The organism is Bacillus swezeyi, from assembly GCF_001969815.1.
Classification (GTDB): domain Bacteria; phylum Bacillota; class Bacilli; order Bacillales; family Bacillaceae; genus Bacillus; species Bacillus swezeyi.
This window is the reverse complement of sequence record NZ_MRBK01000013.1, coordinates 160,893-181,082: the sequence shown is the minus strand read 5'-3', so window position 1 is coordinate 181,082 and position 20,190 is coordinate 160,893. Positions and strand designations below refer to the sequence as shown.

Annotated in this window: 20 protein-coding genes; 6 read left to right on the top strand and 14 right to left on the bottom strand. The window is 44.6% G+C overall.

The window, feature by feature from the left end; translation table 11 throughout:
- Window positions 1-69 precede the first annotated feature (69 nt).
- From BTA30_RS12880 to BTA30_RS12870, 3 genes are read right to left on the bottom strand one after another with little or no spacing between them, the layout of a single operon-like run.
- Window positions 70-381 carry an AzlD domain-containing protein gene (locus tag BTA30_RS12880; protein ID WP_076761711.1) on the bottom strand — a complete coding sequence of 104 codons (312 nt, stop codon included), beginning with the start codon at window positions 379-381 and terminating at the stop codon, window positions 70-72.
- Window positions 374-1,090: an AzlC family ABC transporter permease gene (locus BTA30_RS12875; protein ID WP_076761710.1), complete on the bottom strand. Its 717-nt coding sequence runs from the start codon at window positions 1,088-1,090 to the stop codon at window positions 374-376. The genes BTA30_RS12880 and BTA30_RS12875 overlap by 8 nt, the downstream gene beginning before the upstream one ends.
- 11 nt (window positions 1,091-1,101) lie before the next feature.
- Complete coding sequence (locus BTA30_RS12870; RefSeq protein WP_076761709.1) at window positions 1,102-1,653, bottom strand: helix-turn-helix domain-containing protein; 552 nt, start codon at window positions 1,651-1,653, stop codon at window positions 1,102-1,104.
- 127 nt (window positions 1,654-1,780) lie between these two features.
- On the opposite strand from BTA30_RS12870, the gene BTA30_RS12865 reads away from it, so the two are divergent.
- A complete protein-coding gene (locus BTA30_RS12865; RefSeq protein WP_076761708.1) occupies window positions 1,781-2,176 on the top strand; it encodes a YhfM domain-containing protein in 396 nt (131 codons plus the stop codon).
- Between the two features lie 19 nt (window positions 2,177-2,195).
- On the opposite strand, the gene BTA30_RS12860 is transcribed toward BTA30_RS12865, so the two are convergent.
- The 3 genes from BTA30_RS12860 to BTA30_RS12850 all read right to left on the bottom strand — a co-directional run bounded on the left by BTA30_RS12860 (window position 2,196) and on the right by BTA30_RS12850 (window position 5,669).
- Entirely contained in the window at window positions 2,196-3,737 is a 1,542-nt protein-coding gene (locus BTA30_RS12860; RefSeq protein WP_076761707.1) for a fatty acid--CoA ligase family protein, read from the bottom strand.
- 192 nt (window positions 3,738-3,929) lie between these two features.
- Complete coding sequence (gene lplA, locus BTA30_RS12855; protein ID WP_076761706.1) at window positions 3,930-4,919, bottom strand: lipoate--protein ligase; 990 nt, start codon at window positions 4,917-4,919, stop codon at window positions 3,930-3,932.
- Between the two features lie 15 nt (window positions 4,920-4,934).
- Window positions 4,935-5,669: an MBL fold metallo-hydrolase gene (locus tag BTA30_RS12850; protein WP_076761705.1), complete on the bottom strand. Its 735-nt coding sequence runs from the start codon at window positions 5,667-5,669 to the stop codon at window positions 4,935-4,937.
- Between the two features lie 157 nt (window positions 5,670-5,826).
- On the opposite strand from BTA30_RS12850, the gene yhfH reads away from it, so the two are divergent.
- From yhfH to BTA30_RS23410, 3 genes are all read left to right on the top strand, one after another.
- Window positions 5,827-5,961, top strand: a complete 135-nt coding sequence (yhfH, locus tag BTA30_RS12845; protein ID WP_076761704.1) for a protein YhfH — start codon at window positions 5,827-5,829, stop codon at window positions 5,959-5,961.
- Window positions 5,962-6,273: 312 nt separating this feature from the next.
- A complete protein-coding gene (gene gltT, locus BTA30_RS12840) occupies window positions 6,274-7,560 on the top strand; it encodes a glutamate/proton symporter GltT (RefSeq protein WP_076761703.1) in 1,287 nt (428 codons plus the stop codon).
- A 151-nt stretch (window positions 7,561-7,711) separates the two neighbouring features.
- Entirely contained in the window at window positions 7,712-7,888 is a 177-nt protein-coding gene (locus BTA30_RS23410) for a hypothetical protein (RefSeq protein ID WP_164470245.1), read from the top strand.
- Between the two features lie 110 nt (window positions 7,889-7,998).
- Here the strand turns inward: BTA30_RS23410 and BTA30_RS12835 are convergent, their stop codons facing one another.
- On the bottom strand, window positions 7,999-9,039 hold the full coding sequence (locus tag BTA30_RS12835; RefSeq protein ID WP_076761702.1) for a M42 family metallopeptidase: 1,041 nt from the start codon (window positions 9,037-9,039) through the stop codon (window positions 7,999-8,001).
- 105 nt (window positions 9,040-9,144) lie between these two features.
- Between BTA30_RS12835 and BTA30_RS12830 the strand changes: the two genes are divergently transcribed.
- Window positions 9,145-10,140, top strand: coding sequence for a ketoacyl-ACP synthase III (locus BTA30_RS12830; RefSeq protein WP_076761701.1), 996 nt, complete (start codon window positions 9,145-9,147; stop codon window positions 10,138-10,140).
- 465 nt (window positions 10,141-10,605) lie between these two features.
- Here the strand turns inward: BTA30_RS12830 and BTA30_RS24135 are convergent, their stop codons facing one another.
- The 7 genes from BTA30_RS24135 to BTA30_RS12795 all read right to left on the bottom strand — a co-directional run bounded on the left by BTA30_RS24135 (window position 10,606) and on the right by BTA30_RS12795 (window position 19,550).
- Complete coding sequence (locus BTA30_RS24135; RefSeq protein ID WP_275667125.1) at window positions 10,606-10,740, bottom strand: hypothetical protein; 135 nt, start codon at window positions 10,738-10,740, stop codon at window positions 10,606-10,608.
- A gap of 40 nt (window positions 10,741-10,780) precedes the next feature.
- On the bottom strand, window positions 10,781-12,943 hold the full coding sequence (locus BTA30_RS12820; RefSeq protein WP_076761699.1) for a YhgE/Pip domain-containing protein: 2,163 nt from the start codon (window positions 12,941-12,943) through the stop codon (window positions 10,781-10,783).
- 70 nt (window positions 12,944-13,013) lie between these two features.
- A complete protein-coding gene (locus BTA30_RS12815) occupies window positions 13,014-13,586 on the bottom strand; it encodes a TetR/AcrR family transcriptional regulator (protein ID WP_076761698.1) in 573 nt (190 codons plus the stop codon).
- 188 nt (window positions 13,587-13,774) lie between these two features.
- Window positions 13,775-15,193 carry a protoporphyrinogen oxidase gene (gene hemY, locus BTA30_RS12810; RefSeq protein WP_076761755.1) on the bottom strand — a complete coding sequence of 473 codons (1,419 nt, stop codon included), beginning with the start codon at window positions 15,191-15,193 and terminating at the stop codon, window positions 13,775-13,777.
- A gap of 16 nt (window positions 15,194-15,209) precedes the next feature.
- Window positions 15,210-16,151 (bottom strand): ferrochelatase, encoded by a 942-nt coding sequence (gene hemH / locus BTA30_RS12805; RefSeq protein ID WP_076761754.1) that lies wholly within the window; start codon window positions 16,149-16,151, stop codon window positions 15,210-15,212.
- 73 nt (window positions 16,152-16,224) lie between these two features.
- Complete coding sequence (gene hemE / locus BTA30_RS12800; protein ID WP_076761697.1) at window positions 16,225-17,286, bottom strand: uroporphyrinogen decarboxylase; 1,062 nt, start codon at window positions 17,284-17,286, stop codon at window positions 16,225-16,227.
- Window positions 17,287-17,411: 125 nt separating this feature from the next.
- Complete coding sequence (locus tag BTA30_RS12795) at window positions 17,412-19,550, bottom strand: transglycosylase domain-containing protein (RefSeq protein WP_076761696.1); 2,139 nt, start codon at window positions 19,548-19,550, stop codon at window positions 17,412-17,414.
- A gap of 131 nt (window positions 19,551-19,681) precedes the next feature.
- Between BTA30_RS12795 and BTA30_RS12790 the strand changes: the two genes are divergently transcribed.
- The gene (locus tag BTA30_RS12790) at window positions 19,682-20,185 is read left to right on the top strand and encodes an antibiotic biosynthesis monooxygenase family protein (protein ID WP_076761695.1); all 504 of its coding nucleotides are present in this window, start codon (window positions 19,682-19,684) and stop codon (window positions 20,183-20,185) included.
- Window positions 20,186-20,190 lie beyond the last annotated feature (5 nt).

The window sequence follows — 20,190 nt, the reverse complement described above, 5'->3', positions numbered from 1 at the left end:
GAATCACTTCCTCTCACAAAAGCCGTTTCTTCTATTGTAAGCTTTTTATCGCAAAGTTAGAACCAAGCCTTACAATGAGAACAAGAGACCCGCTCCCGCAAGCGTCAAGATCGTTCCTGTTACAACAATGATGACGCTCGCCCCTAAATAGGAAAATAAAAACGCAATAAGAGCGCCGGCAAGTCCGTAGAGCATGCCGCTTTGAATGAAAAAAACCCCCGGAAAAATCAAAGCTCCCAGAACAGCGTAAGGCACGTTTTTTAAAACACGCTCTAAAAAGCCGGGAAGTTTGAGGCTTTCAAAAGCGACTAAAGGGATCATCCGCGGCACATATGTAACAGCAGCCATTCCGAGAATCATCCAGATAATGGGACTAAACATATTTTCTTTTCCCCTCTGTTCTAAAATGATAAAGCCATTCAATCAGGACAGCTGAAAAAAGCGTAGCGCAAACGATCGACCAGCCAGCTGACAGCATGCCGTTCAACTGGAAAATAGTATTGAATAAAGCTGCCGCCCCCGCCAAAAAAAGAACTTTCATCTGTTTTTTCATAGTCGGGACAAGAAGTCCGATAAACATTGCGTAAAGGGCAATGCTCATGCTTTCCTGCAAGACGGCGGGCATCGCGGCTCCTGCAGCATGACCGGCAGCACTCCAAAAAACCCAGCTCACATATCCGATCGAACCAAGGCCCATCATATATCGCGTTGTCAATTTTTCTTTTCTTAAAGCAGCGACTGTAAATGACTCGTCCGTCACCGCAAAAAAAGCATAAATCGCTTTTTTCCAGGATGAATCCTTTTCAACCAACTGATTCAAAGAGGCAGAAAATAAAAAATGCCTGATATTGACGATAAAAGTCGTCATGATAATTTCAATGATTCCCGTTTGAACGGCGAGCATGCTCAAAGACATGTACTGTGACGCCCCGCCAAAAACAAGCGCACTCATTAAAAACGTTTCAAAAAGCGACAAGCCCGTTGTTTTTGCCAAAAGCCCGAACGTCAGAGCAACCGGAATGTAGCCGACTGCAAGCGAAGTCCCTGAACGAAGTCCATCAATAAATGTAAGTGAACGCTGGTTTTCCATTTTGACACCTCTTACGGATAATAAATTAATGTATAGCAAGATGCGGCTTGTTCCGTATCGTTTTCATACGCGTGAACAGTATTTGCGGTGAAATGCATGGCATCACCCTCATGTAATTCACAGCTGTAGTCTCCCGCAGCCACCTTCATCGTTCCTTTGCTGACGAGCACGTATTCTTCAATTCCGCCGTGATGGGGTTCAGACTCATGCATACAGCCCGGCAGCAGTTCAATATAAAAAATTTCAAACTTTTTTTTCTGATCGTATGGGAAATGCGGGAAAGCCGCATATTTATCTTCCCCCGCCATAACAGGCGTTTTCTCGAGCCTTCGGACGATTGTCGGTTCCCCGGCGGGCTTTTCAGCCAATGAAGTAAACGATACCTGCAGGCCGTTGGCGATTTTCCACAGCGTGGTAATCGTCGGGCTTGAAGCGCCTTTTTCGATTTGCGCGAGCATTCCTTTGCTGACGCCGGTTATCGATGATAGTTGATCAAGACTGTAATTGCGGACTTTTCGAAGCCTTTTGATATTTTCGGCCACTTGCTTTTCAATGGAATTCATCCTTTAGCCCCCTCGCAATAAATTGAACATTTGTATAATTTATTGAACATTATAGCATATTTTTTCAGGATGAAAAGACCTCTAAACGGAGAAACTTGCCTAGAGGTGATCATTCTGAAAAAAAATAATGGGCATCGTGCTTTTTTTCGGTATTTTATCACTCAGCGTTTTTTATATATTCAACCTGATGGCAAAGCCTTTTGATTCAAGAAATGCCGAAGAAATCATATTTATGCCGGCAGAGAAAAGCGGGAAGGCGATCAGGATCAAAGAGAGGCAGAGCATAGACGGCATTTTGGATACGTTCAACAAAGGAAAAAGAATGAAGAAAAATAAAGCTCATGAACGATCTCAGCCAGACTATCACGGAGATATCAAAATGAGCGATACACACCATGTCCCTTTCACCGTCTGGCTTGAGAAAGATCAAGCCGTGATCTTACAAAACGATGATGATACTTATTTCCATCTCAATCAACGGGACAAAGCCGATCTCATTAAAAAAATGCAAAAAGGGACGTAACCCCGTCCCTTTTCTTTGTTTAAGATTGCTTCGAAAGCATGTCCTTTAAAGCGCGCCTTAAAATTTTCCCGGTCGAATTTTTCGGAATTTCCTCCAAAAAAACAATTGCTGAAGGCCGCTTGTATTTGGCAAGGTGCTTTTTGCAGTGGGAAGAAACGTCATCTTCTGTAAGCGTCTTTGTCTTCGGAACGACATAGCACTGAACCGCTTCTCCTTTAGTGGGATCGGGAACCCCGATAACCACCGCCTCGGCCACTTCCGGATGCCGATAAAGAACCTCCTCGATTTCTCTCGGGTACACATTGTAGCCACCGACAATGATCATATCTTTTTTTCTGTCGACAATATAGAAATAACCGTCTTCATCCCGTCTTGCCAGGTCGCCCGTATAGAGCCATCCGTCTTTCAATGTATGGGCCGTTTCTTCAGGCATCTTATAGTAGCCCTTCATCACATTCGGACCCTTGACAATCAATTCGCCGACTTGGCCTGGAGGAAGCTCTTCCCCAAGTTCATCTACGACTTTGTTTTTCACATTGAGAATGTTGGTGCCGATCGATCCCGGCTTGCGGCCTGTGCTGAACGGATTAAAACATGACACAGGGGATGCTTCAGACAATCCGTAGCCTTCTAATACGAGAACATCGAACTTGTCTTCAAAGCTCTTCAATAAGGCGACAGGCATTGCGGCACCTCCTGAGATGCAAATCCGGATGGAATCAAACCCGGTTGCATCAGCCTCATCATACTGGTACAAATAGTTATACATCGTTGGAACACCGGAGAAGATTGTCGCTTTGTACTTTTTAACGAGCTTAAAAACGGCGGCCGGACTGAACTTCGGCACGATAAGGATGGCGGCGCCGTTCATCAGCGGAGCGTTCATGCAGACCGTCAAGCAGAACACGTGGAACATCGGCAGAGCGGCAACGACAAGATCGGCTTCATTCATCGTTAAATACTGCGCCGTATCATTTGCATTTGAAAAAAGATTTTGATGTGTCAGCATCGCTCCCTTCGGTTTTCCAGTCGTTCCCGATGTGTAGAGAATCGCGGCCGTATCTTCTTCTTTGAGCTCAGGAAAAGACTGAACAGAAGATCTCATCATCTTTGAAAACGATTTCAATTTCATGTTGATCTCTATGTTTTCTGATTCTTTAAGCGGTTCTCCTGTCTCACAAAGCACAACATGCTCGACTTTTGGAAGAGATTCATGCATTTTTTCATACAAAGGAAGGAGCTGGCCGGCTGCCACAATGACTTTTGCATCTCCATTGGTCAGCATATAGCCGATCTCTGTCGGTGTATAAGTCGGATTAATTGGAATAACTACAGCCCCGGCTTTCAATGCTCCATAAAAAGAAATCAGAAAATGCGGTGTATTGCCGAGAAGCAATGCGACATGATCCCCTTTTTCAACCCCTAATTCATGCAATCCCCCGGCAAAACGATCAATTTTTTGCTGCAATCCCCCGTAAGATTCTGTCTGTTCCCCAAAAATATAAGCGGTTCGGTCAGGCTTTGATTTAGCTGTTTCACCTAATTTTGAAACTAAATTCATTCTCCCACCCCTTAAAAATGAATGAATAACCATTCATTTTGTGATAATCAAAATCTATCCCCATTATATTAAATGAACAGAAAACACTCAAGAGCTCGAGGGAAATATCTTCCATCCCTCTTCATTTAAAACCGGGAGTAAATGAAGAAAAGAGCTGCCCCCAGCTCTAAAAACCGATGGGCATGCTCTTCTTTAGTATACGAGATCCAAAAATTCTTCTTTTTGAATGTTGCCGAAATAATGCTGAATATCAACACCTTGAAGGGCTTCTTCGATTGCATTTCTCTCATATTGAACACCTGCCAGCTTCTCTTCGATGTCCCCGATATCGCCGACTCCGAAAAAGTCGCCGTATACTTTACATTCATGAATCACGCCTTTATGTACTTCGAGACGAATGTCGATTGATCCGGCTGTAAAACGTTTTGAATGCTGGAGGTTGAATTTTGGCGATTTTCCGTAGTTCCAATCCCAGTTTTGATAACGTTCTTTTGAGATTTGATGAATGATTTTCCAATCCTCATCAGTCAGCTTGTACTCCGGAATTTCATCCTCTGTCTCGAAAATGTAGCGAAGGAGGAGATTCCGGAATTCCTCGGTCGTCATCTTCTGATCAAGAAACTCGCTGATGTTGGCAACACGGCTTCTAATCGATTTAATACCCTTTGACTCGATTTTATCCTTCTTCACCTTCAATGCGGATACGACGTGTTCAATTTCGGAATCAAATAAAAGCGTCCCATGACTGAACATTCTGCCTCTCGTTGAAAACTGGGCATTCCCCGAAATTTTACGTCCGTTCGCCATCAAATCGTTTCGGCCGCTCAGCTCTGCGTCCACACCAAGCCGCTTTAAAGCCTCGACAACAGGCTCTGTAAACTTCTTAAAGTTATGAAAACTGTTGCCGTCATCCTTTGTAATGAAGCTGAAATTCAAGTTTCCGAGATCATGATAAACAGCTCCTCCGCCCGAAAGCCTGCGGACGACGATAATCCCATTTTCATCTACATACTTTGTATTGATTTCTTCGATTGTATTTTGATTTTTGCCGATGATGATCGACGGCTGATTGATATAAAACAGCAGATATGTTTGTTCTGGGTCAAGATGCTTTAAGCAGTACTCCTCAATTGCCAAGTTGATCCTCGGATCTGTGATATGTTGATTATCGATAAACAGCATGTTTCTTTCCTCCTTCTAGTCTCCCCACACAAAACCGGTTTGCGCCAGATCAACAGCGCCGTTATAAACCGTTTTTGCCTCTTCTATTAGTTTCTGATGCTCCCCAAAATGCGGGAGGTGTGTCAGCAGAAGATGCCCTGCTCCGGCTTCCGCCGCGATCCGGCCCGCTTCAAGGCTGTTCATATGCCCTGCCTTTGCACCGTCCTGGCCCGCATAAAAATTGCACTCGCTGATCACTAGATCCGCCCCTTCGCTAAAAGGGATAAACGCTTCCTGAAAGCTAGAATCAGCAGTATAAACGACAGAGTGTGCACCGTCTGTGATCCGCATAGCAAAGCAGTCAACAGGATGCGCCGTTTTCAAAAATGTGAATGTAAACGGGCCGATTGTTAAGGGCTGCCCAGGATCGTACGGGTATCCGGCAGTATGCGTTTTATATGTAAGCCTTGAAAACTGATCTTCATCAAAAGGATGTCCATATATCGTAAGCGCATTCACGCCTTTTCCAAGGAATGAACCGACCAGTTTGGCAAATTGCAAAGGGCCGATGTCTGCAATATGGTCGTGATGATAGTGGGATAAAATAACGGCATCAAGCTTCTCAATAGGCAAAAACTGCTGAAGTTTGGATAGAACCGCACTGCCGCAATCGATTAAAACAGAGTAATCCCCTGATTGTACGAGATAACCGGAAGTCGCTTCATTCGCAGCCGGAAACCCTCCATAGCAGCCTATTACAGTGATCTTCATATCATTCACACCCCATGTTTATGGCTTTAGTCCCCCTATTCAATATACCCATTTTTCTTAAAAATTGCATGTTTTATGTTTTGTCATAAAACAGACATTGATTTTCTGCATACTGTTATAATACAATGTTATCAACAAATGAATTGGGGGAATTGAAATGCTGGCTAAGATCACCGAGTTTTTCAGAAATTTACCTTCCAAAAAATGTACAGAGTGCGGCAATGAAATTGATGAACAGCATGAATGCTATGGAAATACATGTTCTAAGTGTCTCAATTTGAAAGATCTATAAACCTGGCAAAATACACTCCGGAGGACATTCGATCCCCGGGGTGTTTTTTTGTCACAAAGTTAGTCATAAAGAGAGAGATTTGTGTCAAAATTCATTATTTTAATAACATTTTACTATGTTTATTAGGAAAAATAGACTCCGCTTTGCAGACCAGCTTGGCTTTAAAACCGGTATAATGATCTCATATCTGAATTTTCAATATATTCAGATGTTATTTTTTTATGGACGAGCTGCTTTTTCTTTCGCTATACTTAATTTACGATCTCGCATTTAATATTCTAGTATAATTAAATATTCGTTGGGAGGGCCTCTATGAAAAGATTCAAAATCGGATTGGCCACACAAATTTTTCTCGGACTGATTTTAGGTGTTGCAGCTGGAGCGATTTGGTTCGGAAATCCTGCTGTTGAAACATACCTTCAGCCTGTGGGCGACTTATTCTTGAGACTCATCAAGATGATTGTCATCCCAATTGTCGTATCAAGCTTAATCGTTGGGGTTGCCGGAGCTGGAAGCGGCAAAAAAGTCGGCAGACTCGGCTTCCGGACGATTCTCTATTTTGAGATCATCACCACTTTTGCGATTGTTCTCGGCCTGCTCTTGGGAAACATTTTGCAGCCTGGACACGGCGTTAATTTTTCGGGTACCGAAAAGACGGATATTAGCCAATATGTCCAAACCGAAAAAGAAGCCAGCACAAAATCGGTCGCAGATACTTTCTTACATATTGTGCCGACAAACTTTTTCCAATCTCTTGCCGAAGGAGACCTGCTGGCGATTATTTGCTTCACCGTCCTCTTTGCCCTCGGGGTTTCAGCAATAGGAGAAAAGGGAAAGCCTGTGCTTTCGTTTTTTGAAGCAACTTCTCAGGCCATGTTTCATGTCGTCAACATTGTCATGAAATTTGCGCCGTTCGGGGTGTTTGCTTTAATTGGTGTAACGGTTTCAAAATTTGGTTTTTCTTCATTGCTGTCGCTGGGAAAGCTTGTTTTATTGGTCTATTTTGCACTGGCTTTTTTCTTGATTGTCGTCTTTGGCATTGTCGGCAAATTGGCCGGCATCAGCATATTTAAATTTTTGGCATACCTAAAGGACGAGCTTCTCCTTGCGTTCAGTACATCAAGCTCAGAAACCGTTCTGCCCCGCGTGATGGAAAAGATGGAGAAAATCGGCTGTCCAAAAGGGATCGTCTCGTTTGTCATACCGATCGGCTATACCTTTAATCTTGACGGCTCTGTACTATATCAGGCGATTGCCGCTTTGTTTTTGGCGCAGGTTTATGGCATCGATCTGTCCATTGCCCAGCAGCTTACCTTAATTCTCGTACTGATGGTCACATCAAAAGGAATGGCTGCGGTGCCAGGCACATCGTTTGTCGTGCTTCTGGCGACGCTCGGAACAATTGGCGTCCCGCCTGAAGGACTGGCTTTTATCGCCGGCGTCGACCGGATCATGGACATGGCGCGTACGGTCGTCAACTTAACCGGAAACGCCCTTGCAGCTGTCGTGATGTCCAAATGGGAAGGTGAATATGACGCATTTAAAGGACACGCTGAACTGAACAAAACTGAGCCTGCTGACATGAAAATGTCCAGCTGACTGTACACTGAAAAACGTATGTTTCCGGGCGGAAAACATACGTTTTTTTCAAAAATATACGATTTAATCAAGAAAGCTGTCCAAACAGCTTCCTTCCAGTTACATACGATGTACTGTAGTTAAATTAAGAAAGAAACAGGAGGGAAGCATAATGTATTATTACGATGACCATTGCAAAAAGGACTATGACTATGACTACGACTACTTCAAGAAAGACTGCGATTGCAAGAAACACTACTACTATTATTATTACTACTATTATCCTTGCTTCAAGAAAGATTTTCACTTTGACCACTGCAAAAAGAAAAAACATTATGACTACTGGTAAGTAAAACAGTCATCCCAAGGGATGATTCCTAAAGGATGATTCCTAAAGGCTGCCTTCCACACCTTTTTCTCCCAAGCGATCACGAGATCCTTGGGAGTTTTTTAACGAATTCAAATCATCTCAGACTGGACGTAGTGGTACAAGAGTTTTGCCGTATGCTCCAATGATGCCTTATGCGTCCTTTCAAATGCGTGGGAAGCATCGATTCCGGGGCCGATTAAACCATGGACGATATCATGGCCTGCTTTGATTGCTGCGGAAGCGTCTGATCCGTAGTACGGATAAATATCAAGCTTATACGCGATCCCGTGCTTCTCACAAATCTCAGCCAGACGCTTTCTGAGACCGTAATGATATGGGCCGCTTGCATCCTTCACACAAATGGATACCGTATACTCATCCGTCGATTGCCCATCTCCAATCGCTCCCATGTCAACAGCCATATATTCCACTGTTTCGGACGGAATATTTGAATTGCCTCCATAACCGATTTCTTCATTATTTGAAATTAAAAAATGGGTGGTGTAAGGCAGTGTAATCTGCTCTGTTTTGACTGTTCTGATCAGCTGCAGCAAAAGAGCCACGCTCGCTTTATCATCAAGATGGCGCGACTTGATAAATCCGCTCGGCGTAATCTCAACCCGCGGATCAAATGAAATAAAATCCCCGACATTGATGCCAAGCGCCCTGGTGTCTTTTTCATCCCGGACAGGCTCATCAATGCGAACTTCCATGTTTTTCTGGCTGCGCTCGGCTTTCCCTGCGTCTTTATAAACGTGCACAGACGTTTGATGCATTAAAATCGTACCTGTATATGTTTTTCCAGCTGACGTTTCAATTCTGCAATATTCGCCTTCGATTGAGTTGTAATGAAACCCTCCGATTAAATCAATTTTCAGTCTCCCGTCTGATTTAATCTCTTTTACCATCGCACCAAGTGTATCGACGTGCGCCGTCAGCATCCGGTGGCGCGAGTTGTCGCGGCCGGGAATAGTTGCGATCAGCCCGCCTTTATGATTGAGCCTCGTTTCAATTCCCTCTTCCTTTAGAAGCCCGCTGATATAGTCTATGATCTCATATGTATGTCCGGTTGGGCTTGGGATCGAGACCAGCTCTTTGATTAATTTCATCGTTTCCTGAACAGATGACATCTTCATTCCTCCCATCTTTATATGTATCCAGTATACATGAAAAAAACAAACTAGTACCAGATACTAATACTTGGTGATATAATATAAAAAAAGGAGAGTGAGTTCATGAAAACTTTATCAAAAGCGCGAATATCCGCGATCGGCACCTATGTCCCGGAAAAGCGGCTGACCAACGAAGACTTGGAAAAAATCGTTGATACCTCTGATGAATGGATCACACAGCGGACGGGAATGAAAGAAAGACGCCTGGCGTGTGAACAGGAATTTACCTCAGATCTTTGCATTAAAGCTGTCGAAAATTTGAAGCATAGATATAAAGGCACACTTGATGATATCGACATGATCATCGTCTCTACGACAACGGCCGACTATGCTTTCCCGAGCACAGCCTGCCAGATTCAGGAGCATTTCGGATGGGCTGATGTCGGGGCGGTGGATGTCAATGCAACATGCGCCGGATTAACATACGGTCTGCATATGGCCAACGGGCTGATCACTTCGGGATTGCACCGAAAAATCCTCGTGATCAGCGGTGAAACATTATCAAAAGTAACGGACTATACAGACCGAACATCTTGCATATTGTTCGGAGACGGAGCAGGCGCGTTGCTTGTTGAACGGGATGAAACAGCCCCGGGCTTTATCACGTTCGTCCAAGGCACTAAAGGAGACGGTGCCAGACACTTGTACAGAACAGGCTTAAGAAGCGATTTAAAGGGTGAACAGCTAGCAGGCGGAGGAAAAATGGTCCAGAACGGGCGCGAGGTTTACAAATGGGCGGTCCGCACGATTCCCGACGGAATCAAAACACTGCTTAAACAAGCGGACTTGAATCTCGAAGACATCGATTGGTTCGTTCCGCACAGCGCAAATCTGAGGATGATCGAGTCGATCTGCGAAAAAGCCGGAATTCCAACCGAAAAAGTACTGACTAGTGTTGAATGGTTTGGCAATACATCATCGGCTTCGATTGTCCTGGCCCTTGATGAAGCCGTCAAAAACGACAAGCTGAAAAAAGGGGATACCTTGCTCCTATACGGCTTTGGCGGAGGTTTTACATATACCGGACTTATCGTGAAATGGGGGGTGCCGGCTTCCTAAAACAAAGAAGGAGGATTGGTTGTTATGAACCAATCCTCCTTCACAAATTGTCGCCATCATATACCGCTAGAAGCCCCCTGTTCGCTTGCAGAGCCTTCAGCCGGCAGCGGACAGCTTCATCTTGAAGCTCCTTCGCTTCGGCTATTTCGCCTTTTTAGCGCTTCTTTCATGCACTGTTTGCTGATGTCCCCTGCCTTCTTCAGCTCATGTCGTTCTACTTGGAGCAGTAGTCCTTCATCATATTGTTTTGCATCAGGCTGCTTTAATTGCCGCGCTGCCAGGTTGTCTGAAATAAATCTGAATATGCGGGGCTGTTTATATGTTCTGGCTATTTCGTTTCATGCTCTTTCAGCTTCAGCTGTCCTGCCGTTTATCAACAAAATGTTAAACATGCAGTCCGGGCGGTCCTGATGTTTTTTAAAACGCGAGTCTTTTGCATTTTTCGTCCAATACAAGGCTGAAAGTTCAGCATACCCGCAGACAGCCTGTCAGAAACACAAATAAAATCTGATTCAGAACGGCCAGCACGACAGCCGTAATAAACAGAATGTCTTTTGCTCTTCTCGTGTGATCCCTGTACTTATCGGCATAAAAAAACATCTTTTCAAACCCGAAGCCGGGCTGAAAAGATGTTTTTCCCTTAAGCAGGCTGCTCCTCAGTTTTTCCTTTTCTAAGCAGCACTTTAAAATAGATCAGCGTCAAAGCCATCATGACGAGAGCAACACCGCCGAGCACAGCGGCCTGCTTCCACATATATCCGTAATCGCCGCTTGATATCACAGCTCTGTAGCCCGCAATGCTGTAGGTCATCGGCAGTGCGGCATGTATGACTTGGAAGAAATGAGGAACAAGCGCAAGCGGGAATGTTCCGCCGCTTCCTCCAAGCTGAAGTACGAGGAGAATAACGGCGATGAACCGGCCCGGATTCCCCATCGCGGCCGCCAAAAACTGAATGAGCGCAAGACATGTTATGCTCATGATTATGCTGAATACATAGAATCTCCAGACGCTTTGCACTTCAAGCCCGATTCCCCAGAGGATGATCGTACAGGCGATTACCGCTTGAAGAATGCCGACCGGCAGAAGTACGCTGAATTTGCTGATGAACCAGCCGAATGCAGATTCAGGTTTGCCTGAAGGCTGTTTCACATCGAACACGACAGTGATCATGAGCGCACCGACAAATAATCCGAGCGATAAAATGTACGGGGTTAATCCCGTGCCGTAATTGGAAACCGGATCGATCTTGTCGCCTTTGACATCGACAGGATCAGAGAACATATTGTAGTTCTTTTCTCCGGCTTTGATATCGCCCGTCTGATCAGCTGCGTCAGAAAGCTTATCGGAAAGCTCCCCGCTGCCGCCTTTAAGCTTGCCAAGACCATCGTCAAGGGATTTTGCACCCTTCGCCAGCTGTGAAGAAGCATTTTCGAGCTTCTTGGAAGCACTTTGAAGCTCGCCGAACTTCCCGGTCAATGTCTGGCTGCCTTCAGCAATTTTGGAAGATCCGCTTTTCGCTTCTGCAAATTTTTCGTTATAAGCTCCCAGCCCGTTTGTGAGGGCATCGAGTCCGTTTTGGATCTTCACAGATCCGGTATACAGCTGATTCACTCCGGAAGGAAGCTTTTTAAGTTCTTGAAGCTTCTGTTTAATGGCCGACAGATCAGGAAGCTTGCCTACATCCGGAATCTGCTCTTTCAGCCGGTCCAGTTCAGGAAGTTTTACCTCTTCCACCTTCTGATCGATTTGCTTTGAAAGAGCCTCTTTTTGTTCTTTTGTCAGAATGGTGCTAGATTCAATGATTTGTTTTACTTGAGCATTTTGGTTTTTAAGGGCGTTTTCAAGCTTTGTAATGTCGTTTGAAATTTGGCCGATTTCTTTTTTCGCCTTTTCAGCATTTGAAAGCGCCGTTTCCAGCTGTTCAATTTTCTCATCTGATATCGCTGCTTCGATTTTGCTTACTTGCTGAGCTTGCTCATTCAGCTGCTCTAAACCAGACACAAGCGCAGGCATGCCTTGCTGAAGCTGCTGTGCACCACTGTACAGCTCACCGCTTTTTTCCTGGAATTGCGCAAGCGCGGAATCCAGATCATGGATTTTTCCATTCAGCGTGTTGAATGCCTCGCCAAACTTCTCCATTCCGTCTTTGTTAAAGGTCAATTGGCTTTTCGCTAATTTTTCAAGGTTCTTTTTGAGCGTTTCACTGCCTTCTTTTGCATCCTTTAAGCCTTTATCAAGCTTTCCGGCTCCTTCGCTCGCTTCTCCCAGCCCTTTTGCAATCTTTCCGAAGTTATCAAAGATCACTTCAGCGTACTGTTCGCTGATTTCTGAGCCGATCGAATGCTGCAGCTGATCAATCGCCTTGTCGCTGATCTGAGCGCCGACATAGTTGCGGCCGGCGTTTGTATGATAGATCAAGTCAAGCTTTTTCGGCTTTTCATCTAATACTGTGCTGGCGTCCTTTGAAAAGTTTTCAGGTATTTCGACAACCATATAATATTCCTCATTTTGTAAACCTTTCAGCGCTTTTTCTTTCGTTGTAAAATGCCAGTCGAATTTTTTATTCTCTTTTAGTTCTTTGACAAGATCGTCGCCTATGTGAAGGTCTTTTCCTTCATATGTCGTTCCCTTGTCAGAATTGATGACCGCTACAGGGAGCTGGTCGACATTTCCGTAAGGGTCCCAGTATGCCGCCAAAAAAATGCTGCTGTAAATCAGCGGAATAAAGAGAACCCCGATGACGGATATTAGAAGTTTTTTATTGGTTATCAGTTCTCTCCACTGGTTTTTTAAAACATTCATGTTGATACGCCTCCTAATCAATGGCCGATCTCTTGATGTGGCCGCACCCCTTTAAAAAAGGAAGGATCATCTAGCGGGACAATCCTTTTAAAATATACATTTTCAGCATTTCTGCTATATCTTCTTTCTGTAATGGATCATGGTGTTTTTCCCAATCAAAGATGAGTGCAATGTATAGCTTAAAGATGACAAATGCATTCAGCTCAGGATCACACGGTCTAATATCGTCATTTTTAATCGCTTCTTTAATTTTTTTCTTAATGTAGTTAATCACCATCCGCTCCAGCTTCTCGATCACTTCCCGGGCAGCTGGGGTACCCAGTTCAGTTGCCTCTTGAAAGATTTTAATCGTCAGCTGATGTTTTTTTCTGTACTCCAAAATGGCCATCATTGCGCGATGGGCATTTTCGTGAAAAGGCTGCCCCGGGTCGATCGCATGATCAGCCGTTTGTTTCATTTCAATCAGCAGCGAAGAAAAAATTTCGCCGAACAATTCTTCTTTATTTTTGAAAAATGTGTAAATCGTGCCCTTTCCGACATTTGCGAGCTTTGCCACAAGATCCATCGTCGTCGCTTTGTACCCAAATTGTGTGAATGATTTTTTTGCCGCTTCGATAATGAGTGTTTTCCGATCTTTGCTCATGTTTTTTCACCCCAGAAATGACTATTTGAACATTTTGGTCAATAAGTACAAAAAGTAATTTAACACATCTGAATGCAAAAAGCAATCATTTCAATTTATCTTTATATAAACAACCATTCATTATGTAGGCTTAAAACCAGAGCAAATAAAAAAAGCCGCCGATATCACTCGGACAGCTTCGCTTACTTTTATTCTGCTTTTTCAAATAGGTGGGAAAGCACATCTTTTACGGCTTGTTTGCCTTGATCAATGCAATCCGGGATGCCGACGCCTTCAAAAGAAGCGCCCGTTACAAAAATCCCGGGATATGATGTTTTTAAACCTTCCCGTATTTCGTTAATTCTTTTTTTGTGGCCGACATGATACTGCGGCATCGCTTCATTCCACCTCGTGATACAGCTCATTTCCGGCTCGCCGTCGATTTTCATGATCCGTTTTAGATCATCGAGTACGATCTTGACCATTTCATTGTCGGACTGCTCGACAACCGATTCATCCCCGGCTTTTCCGACATAGGCTCTTAATAAAACTTTTCCTTTCGGCGTTGTATTCGGCCATTTTTTATTTGTCCATGTACAGGCGGTAATGGAAAAGTCGCTGTTTCTCGAAATGACGAAGCCTGTGCCTTGATGCTCCATCTGTACAGCTTCTTCAGGAAAGCCCAGCGCTACATTTGCAACTGATGTCGAAACCATATCCTGCAAGCCGTTCAGCCAATCCTCACCTTGAAACATCGTAGAAACTACTTTATGAGGAGCCGTGATCACGGCGGCGTCCGCATCGAGCACGCTCCCATTGTCAAGCTTCATGCTGTACCCGTTTCCAGCATGTTCAACGCTCACAACCTTTGTACCCTTATAAACCTTCGTCAGTTCAAGCTGTTTTTCCAGTTCTTCAACAATGGTCTGCAATCCGGTTTTCAAGGTTTGAAACTGGCCTTTCTTTTTTGCCGGTTTGTTGCTGTTTGCATTGCCGCGCGATTTTTTCATTCCGATAATCAAGCTTCTGTGCTTCTGCTCTGTTTGATAGAACTGCGGGAAGGTCGACATCAGACTGAGACGGTCGATATCACCGGCATAGATGCCTGACAAAAGCGGTTCAATCAGGTTCTCTACCACTTCCCCTCCGACTCGTCTCCTGAAAAATTCTCCGAGTGACTGATCTTCCTGAGGCTTGCTTGCAGGAAGCACCAAATCCATCCCAGCCCGCAATTTTCCCTGAAAGGAAAACAGTCCAGTCGTCAGAAAAGGTCTGATTTCTGTCGGCACCCCCATCACGGCTCCCTCTGGAATCGGATAGAGCGTTTCATTTACGAGCACATAAGACTGACCTGTCGCATTGTTCACAAGCAAATGATCCAACCCCAGGTCCTTGACAAGCTGAGGAGCGCTTTGTTTTCGTTCCAAAAATGAGTCCGGACCTCTTTCAATCACATAGCCGTCTTTATGGACGGTCTGAATCTTTCCGCCTAATCTCGGACTCGCCTCAACAAGCGTCACTTCAGCCGGGAGACCGTTTTTTTTGATTTCTCTCTCCAAGTAGAAGGCGGCGGCCAGTCCGGTAATACCGCCGCCGATAATTACAATCTGCCTACGTTCTCCACTCATCATAAAATCGCCTTCTTTACTGTTCTTCTTTCTCCAATTCTTTTCGCACAACGTCTGCCAAAGCATCGATAAACTGCGGTTTTGCATTAGGCATTTCCGGTCTGTAATAGCTTGCTCCGATATCATCTGTCACGACTTTGCATTCGTAGTCATTATCGTACAGGACTTCCAAGTGGTCGGCTACAAAACCGACAGGAGCATAAACAAAAGCGCTGTATCCTTTTTGCTCGGATAAGTCCCGCGTCAAATCCTGAACGTCAGGCCCAAGCCATGGGTCAGGTGTGTTGCCTTCGCTTTGCCAGCCTATAGCGTAATTCTTAACACCCGCTTTTTCAGCAATCAATCTGGCTGATTCTTTGAGCTGATCTGGATAAGGGTCTCCCATTTCAACGATCTTCTCTGGAAGGCTGTGTGCCGATACGATCAAGACGGCGTTATCCCTTTCCTCAGACGGCATTTGGGCATACGTATCTCTGATCTTGTCCGCCCAATATGTGATGAATTTAGGCTCATCATACCAGCTGTTAATCGATGTGATGTTTAAGCCGCCCAGCTTTTCAGCTTCCTCTTTCGCCCGTTTATTGTATGACTGCACGCTGAACGTGGAGAAGTGGGGCGCAAGTACGATGCTGACGGCTTCTGTTATACCGTCTTTATGCATGTCCTGAACGGCGTCTTCAATAAAAGGTTCAATATGCTTGAGACCGATATAAGCTTTAAAGATCACGTCATCCTGAACCTCATTTAAGCGCTTTTCAAGCTGCTCCGTCTGCTCCTCGGTAATTTTTGCGAGCGGAGAAATTCCCCCGATCGCCTTATAGCGGTCTTGCAAATCCTGAAGCATGTCCGGCTCAGGCTTTCTGCCTCTCCTGATGTGCGTATAATAACGCTCGATATCTTCTTCCTTATATGGCGTTCCGTACGCCATGACAAGAAGCCCCATTTTCTTTTTACCCAACATGAACACCTCTTTAAAGATCTTTATCTATTCGTATTTTGACAGTTTAAACTGTAAAGACCAACTGAAATGCTCATGGGATCAGGCTCGATTTTTTTGAGGCGGAATACTCATGAACAAATGCCGTCAATTTTTTCAGTGTATCAGGGCTGACCTCAGGGAAGATGCCGTGACCGAGGTTAAAAATAAACCGGTCTGTCAGCATTCCTTGATCCAAAATGTCTTTTGTTCTAGCCTCGATGATGTCCCATGGCGCAAGCAGTATCGACGGATCCAGATTTCCCTGAAGGGTTTTGGTCAGTCCTTCATCCCTTGCTTCCTGTATGCTCATCCGCCAGTCAAGGCCGACGACGTCGAGTGAAAGGTCATGCCAGTCGCGGGCAAGATGGCTCGCGCCCACACCGAACATAATCAGCGGTACACCTTCAGTTTTGAGCTCTTCAAAGAGAACGTCCATTGTCGGTTTGATGTAGCGGCGGTAATCATTGGCGTCCAATGCTCCGACCCATGAATCAAACACTTGAATGGCTTTTGCGCCCGCGCGGATTTGGGCTTTCACATAAACAGCCGCCATGCCGCCCAGTTTTTTCATCAGCTTGAACCATACTTCAGGCTGGCTGTACATAAACGCTTTTGTTTTATTGTAGTTTTTAGACGGGCCGCCCTCTATCATATAGCTTGCCAATGTGAACGGGGCTCCGGTAAAACCGATCAGCGGAACGTTCAGCTGCTCCTCGGTCAATAGCTTAATCGTCTCCAGCACATATGGAATATGTTTTTCCGGCTCAAGTTCACCAAGCTTTTCAACATCTGATGCCGACGCAATCGGATGATCGATAACCGGGCCGATTCCGTTTTTAATCTCGACATCGACGCCAATTCCTGGAAGCGGTGTCATAATGTCCTTATAAAGAATCGCCGCATCCACCCCGTACTGTTCAACAGGCAGTCTTGTCACATAAGCGCACAGTTCAGGCTGATGCGTAATGTCAAATAGCCCGTATTTTTCTTTAAGCGCCCGGTATTCAGGCTGCGATCTGCCGGCCTGCCTCATGTACCATACAGGTACATGATCGGTCTTTTCTCCGCGGCACGCTTTTAAAAATGTGTCATTAAAAGCCTTGTCGTTTTTCACTCTGATTTCCACCTTTCAAGCTGCAACCATACGTTCGCAAAATTACTCCTTCAAATATACCGTTTTTTTGATGTGCGGTATACTCATGAGACTTATTGTTCAAAAAATTGATGAATTTCGAGTTTCTAATGACCCGAAGGGAATATTTTCGGCTTGATAAAATCGGTCCCTTTCCCCTCTGTTTTTGTCTGCGGATTGTATGGAACAATTCTGTATGAAACGTCGGAAAAGATATTTGCATACGGAATCTCATAGCTCCCTTTTCCTGTAACAGTTTTTATCAGTGCCTCTTTTCCGTTTTTCTTTTCATATATTCGGTATTCGGCTCTTTTATCCTCTTGCTCATGCCATTTTAATGACACCGTAATCAGTCCCATAGGTGTAAAGGAATAGTCTGCCTCAGCGCTTTCCAAGTCTTCAAGGTGGATCGGCCTGTCCAGATCCTTTACGCCTTCCGGCTTTTTGAATGTATCCGTTTTTTGTTTGGAGCGCTTTAAAATGTCTTTAAACAGCCTCGTCGGATAAGAGCTTCCGCCTTTTAAATAGTGGGCTTCATCTGTTTTATCGTAGCCCATCCAGACCGCTCCTGTCACTCCGGGAGTATACCCGGCAAACCATGCGTCCTTTGTACCGCCCTCTTTTCCGGTAAACGTAGTGGAGCCTGTTTTTCCGGCTATCTCTCCGGAAAACTCACCGGCTTTTCCAGTACCGCTTTTGACAACCTCTTGAAGCATGCGTGTCATATTCCAAGCGGTCTGTTTACTAAATACCTTCTCTGGTTTATCTTCATGGCGGTATAATACATTCCCGCTTTCATCCGTGATTTTTCTAATAAAGTATGGCTTATCATATTTTCCTGAGTTTGCAAACGTCCGATACGCACCGGCAAGTTGAAGCGGCGACACTCCTTCTTCGAGGCCGCCGAGTGCTAAAGCAAGGCCTTCATCAGGTATGTTCATGCCCAAACGGCTTACATAAGGCTTCGCGGTTTCAATACCGATTTCATTCAGCGTCCATACGGCAGGCGCATTTTTGCTGTCAGTCAACGCATCGACCATCGATACCTTTCCTTCATATTGCCCGTCATAATTTTTAGGAGCATAGCCGCCATATGAGAGCTGTTTATCTTCAAGCAGGGAGTAAGGCTTAAAAAGCTTTTCCTCAAGGGCGGGTCCGTAGACGGCAAGCGGTTTGAAAGTTGATCCCGGCTGGCGCGCAGCAGTCGCTCTGTTATAGCTTTTTGGAAGATAATCCCTTCCTCCAAGAGCCGCGACTACACCTCCTGTCTTATTGTCGATAAAAACGGCGCTGCCTTCGGCTTTTTGATCAGTTCCTGGAAAGTAGGCGTCCTCTTTCATCAGTGTATAGGCGGCTTTTTGAATCGAGACATCAAGGGGAACACTGATGGTATATCCGCCTTGCAGAAGCTGTTCGCTTGAAATGGAATAACGATCTTCCGCCTCTTTTATCACAAGGTCAATATAGCTGTCAATCCAAGGATTTTTTGACTTTTCTTTTACATGAAGGCCCAAAGTGCTTCCTTGTGCCCTGACCGTTTCTCTTGAACTGATGTATCCTTGCTCATTCATCATACTGAGTACGACGTTGCGCCGCTCTCTGCTTTTTTCCGGGTTGAGAATGGGTGAATAAGTAGACGGCGCCTTGGGAATCGAAGCAAGTACCGCGCCTTCGCTTACATTTAAATCTTTTGCATCTTTATTAAAGTAATAATTTGCGGCAGCCTGAATCCCGTATACACCGTGTCCGAAATAAAGCTGGTTTAAGTACATTTCAAGCAGCTTGTCCTTGCTGTAGTCACGCTCTAAATTAATAGCAATAATGACTTCTTTTGTTTTCCTTAAAAATGTTTTGTCATTGGTCAAAAAGGTATTTTTAGCAAGCTGCTGGGTAATCGTGCTTCCCCCTTCGACTTTGCCTCCGGCTAATATATCTTTGTAAATCGCACGGCTCACCGATTTGAAATCGATGCCGTGATGCTCATAAAAGCGTTTGTCCTCAACTGCAATAAACGCATGTTTTACTTCGTCCGGCACTTCACCGATTGACACCGGGCTTCTGTTTTCAGTATAGAGGCTTGCGACTTCTTCTCCATTTTGGTCGACGATCTTTGAAGACGCATGGAAAATCAGTTTCTTTTCATCAATCACATAGTCCCCCAGAAATAAAATCGTTATATAACCAATTAAAGATAAAAGGAAAATGGCCGCTGTTATGATGATTGGAATGAAAAATCTCTTTCTCATATATTCACCTCATTCCTTTCTATAGCTAGTATGGGAATTTTTTCTTCAAATTATGTTTGCGCATTTATTCATTTCCTCGATAGAATTTTAAATCAACCTTTTGTTATACTATCAAAAAAGGGGTGGGTAAAATGAATTTTTATATGACACACGGAACAGTCGATTTTTTAAAAAAGATTGCTGAAAAAAACGGTCTTGAAAACATGCTGTTTATGAAAAGCTACGAATCTGCGCTTCTTTTTCACGAAACGGACGGAGAGAGCGTTTTTCAGGCTCCTCACCGCTACGACGTCATCGATCAGTCCGGAGAATTGAAACAGCCCGGCTTTCTCGTCCTCAACAATATCCCTGTAACACCTGAAGGCAGGCCTCTGTTTGAAACCCGTTTTAAAAACCGGGCCGGAAAAATTGAAAATCAGCCCGGCTTTAAAGCGCTGCGAGTACTCAGACCGCAAGACAGCGACACATATATCGTCTTATCACTGTGGGAGACCGAACAGGCCTTTCAGGATTGGAAAAACTCAAAATCCTTCAACGAAGCTCACAAAAAACAGCAATCTTCAGCAGGAATCAACAAAGGCGGAACAATCTTTTCAAGGCCCTCCTATATTTCATCATACCATTCTGTCGAATAACTGCC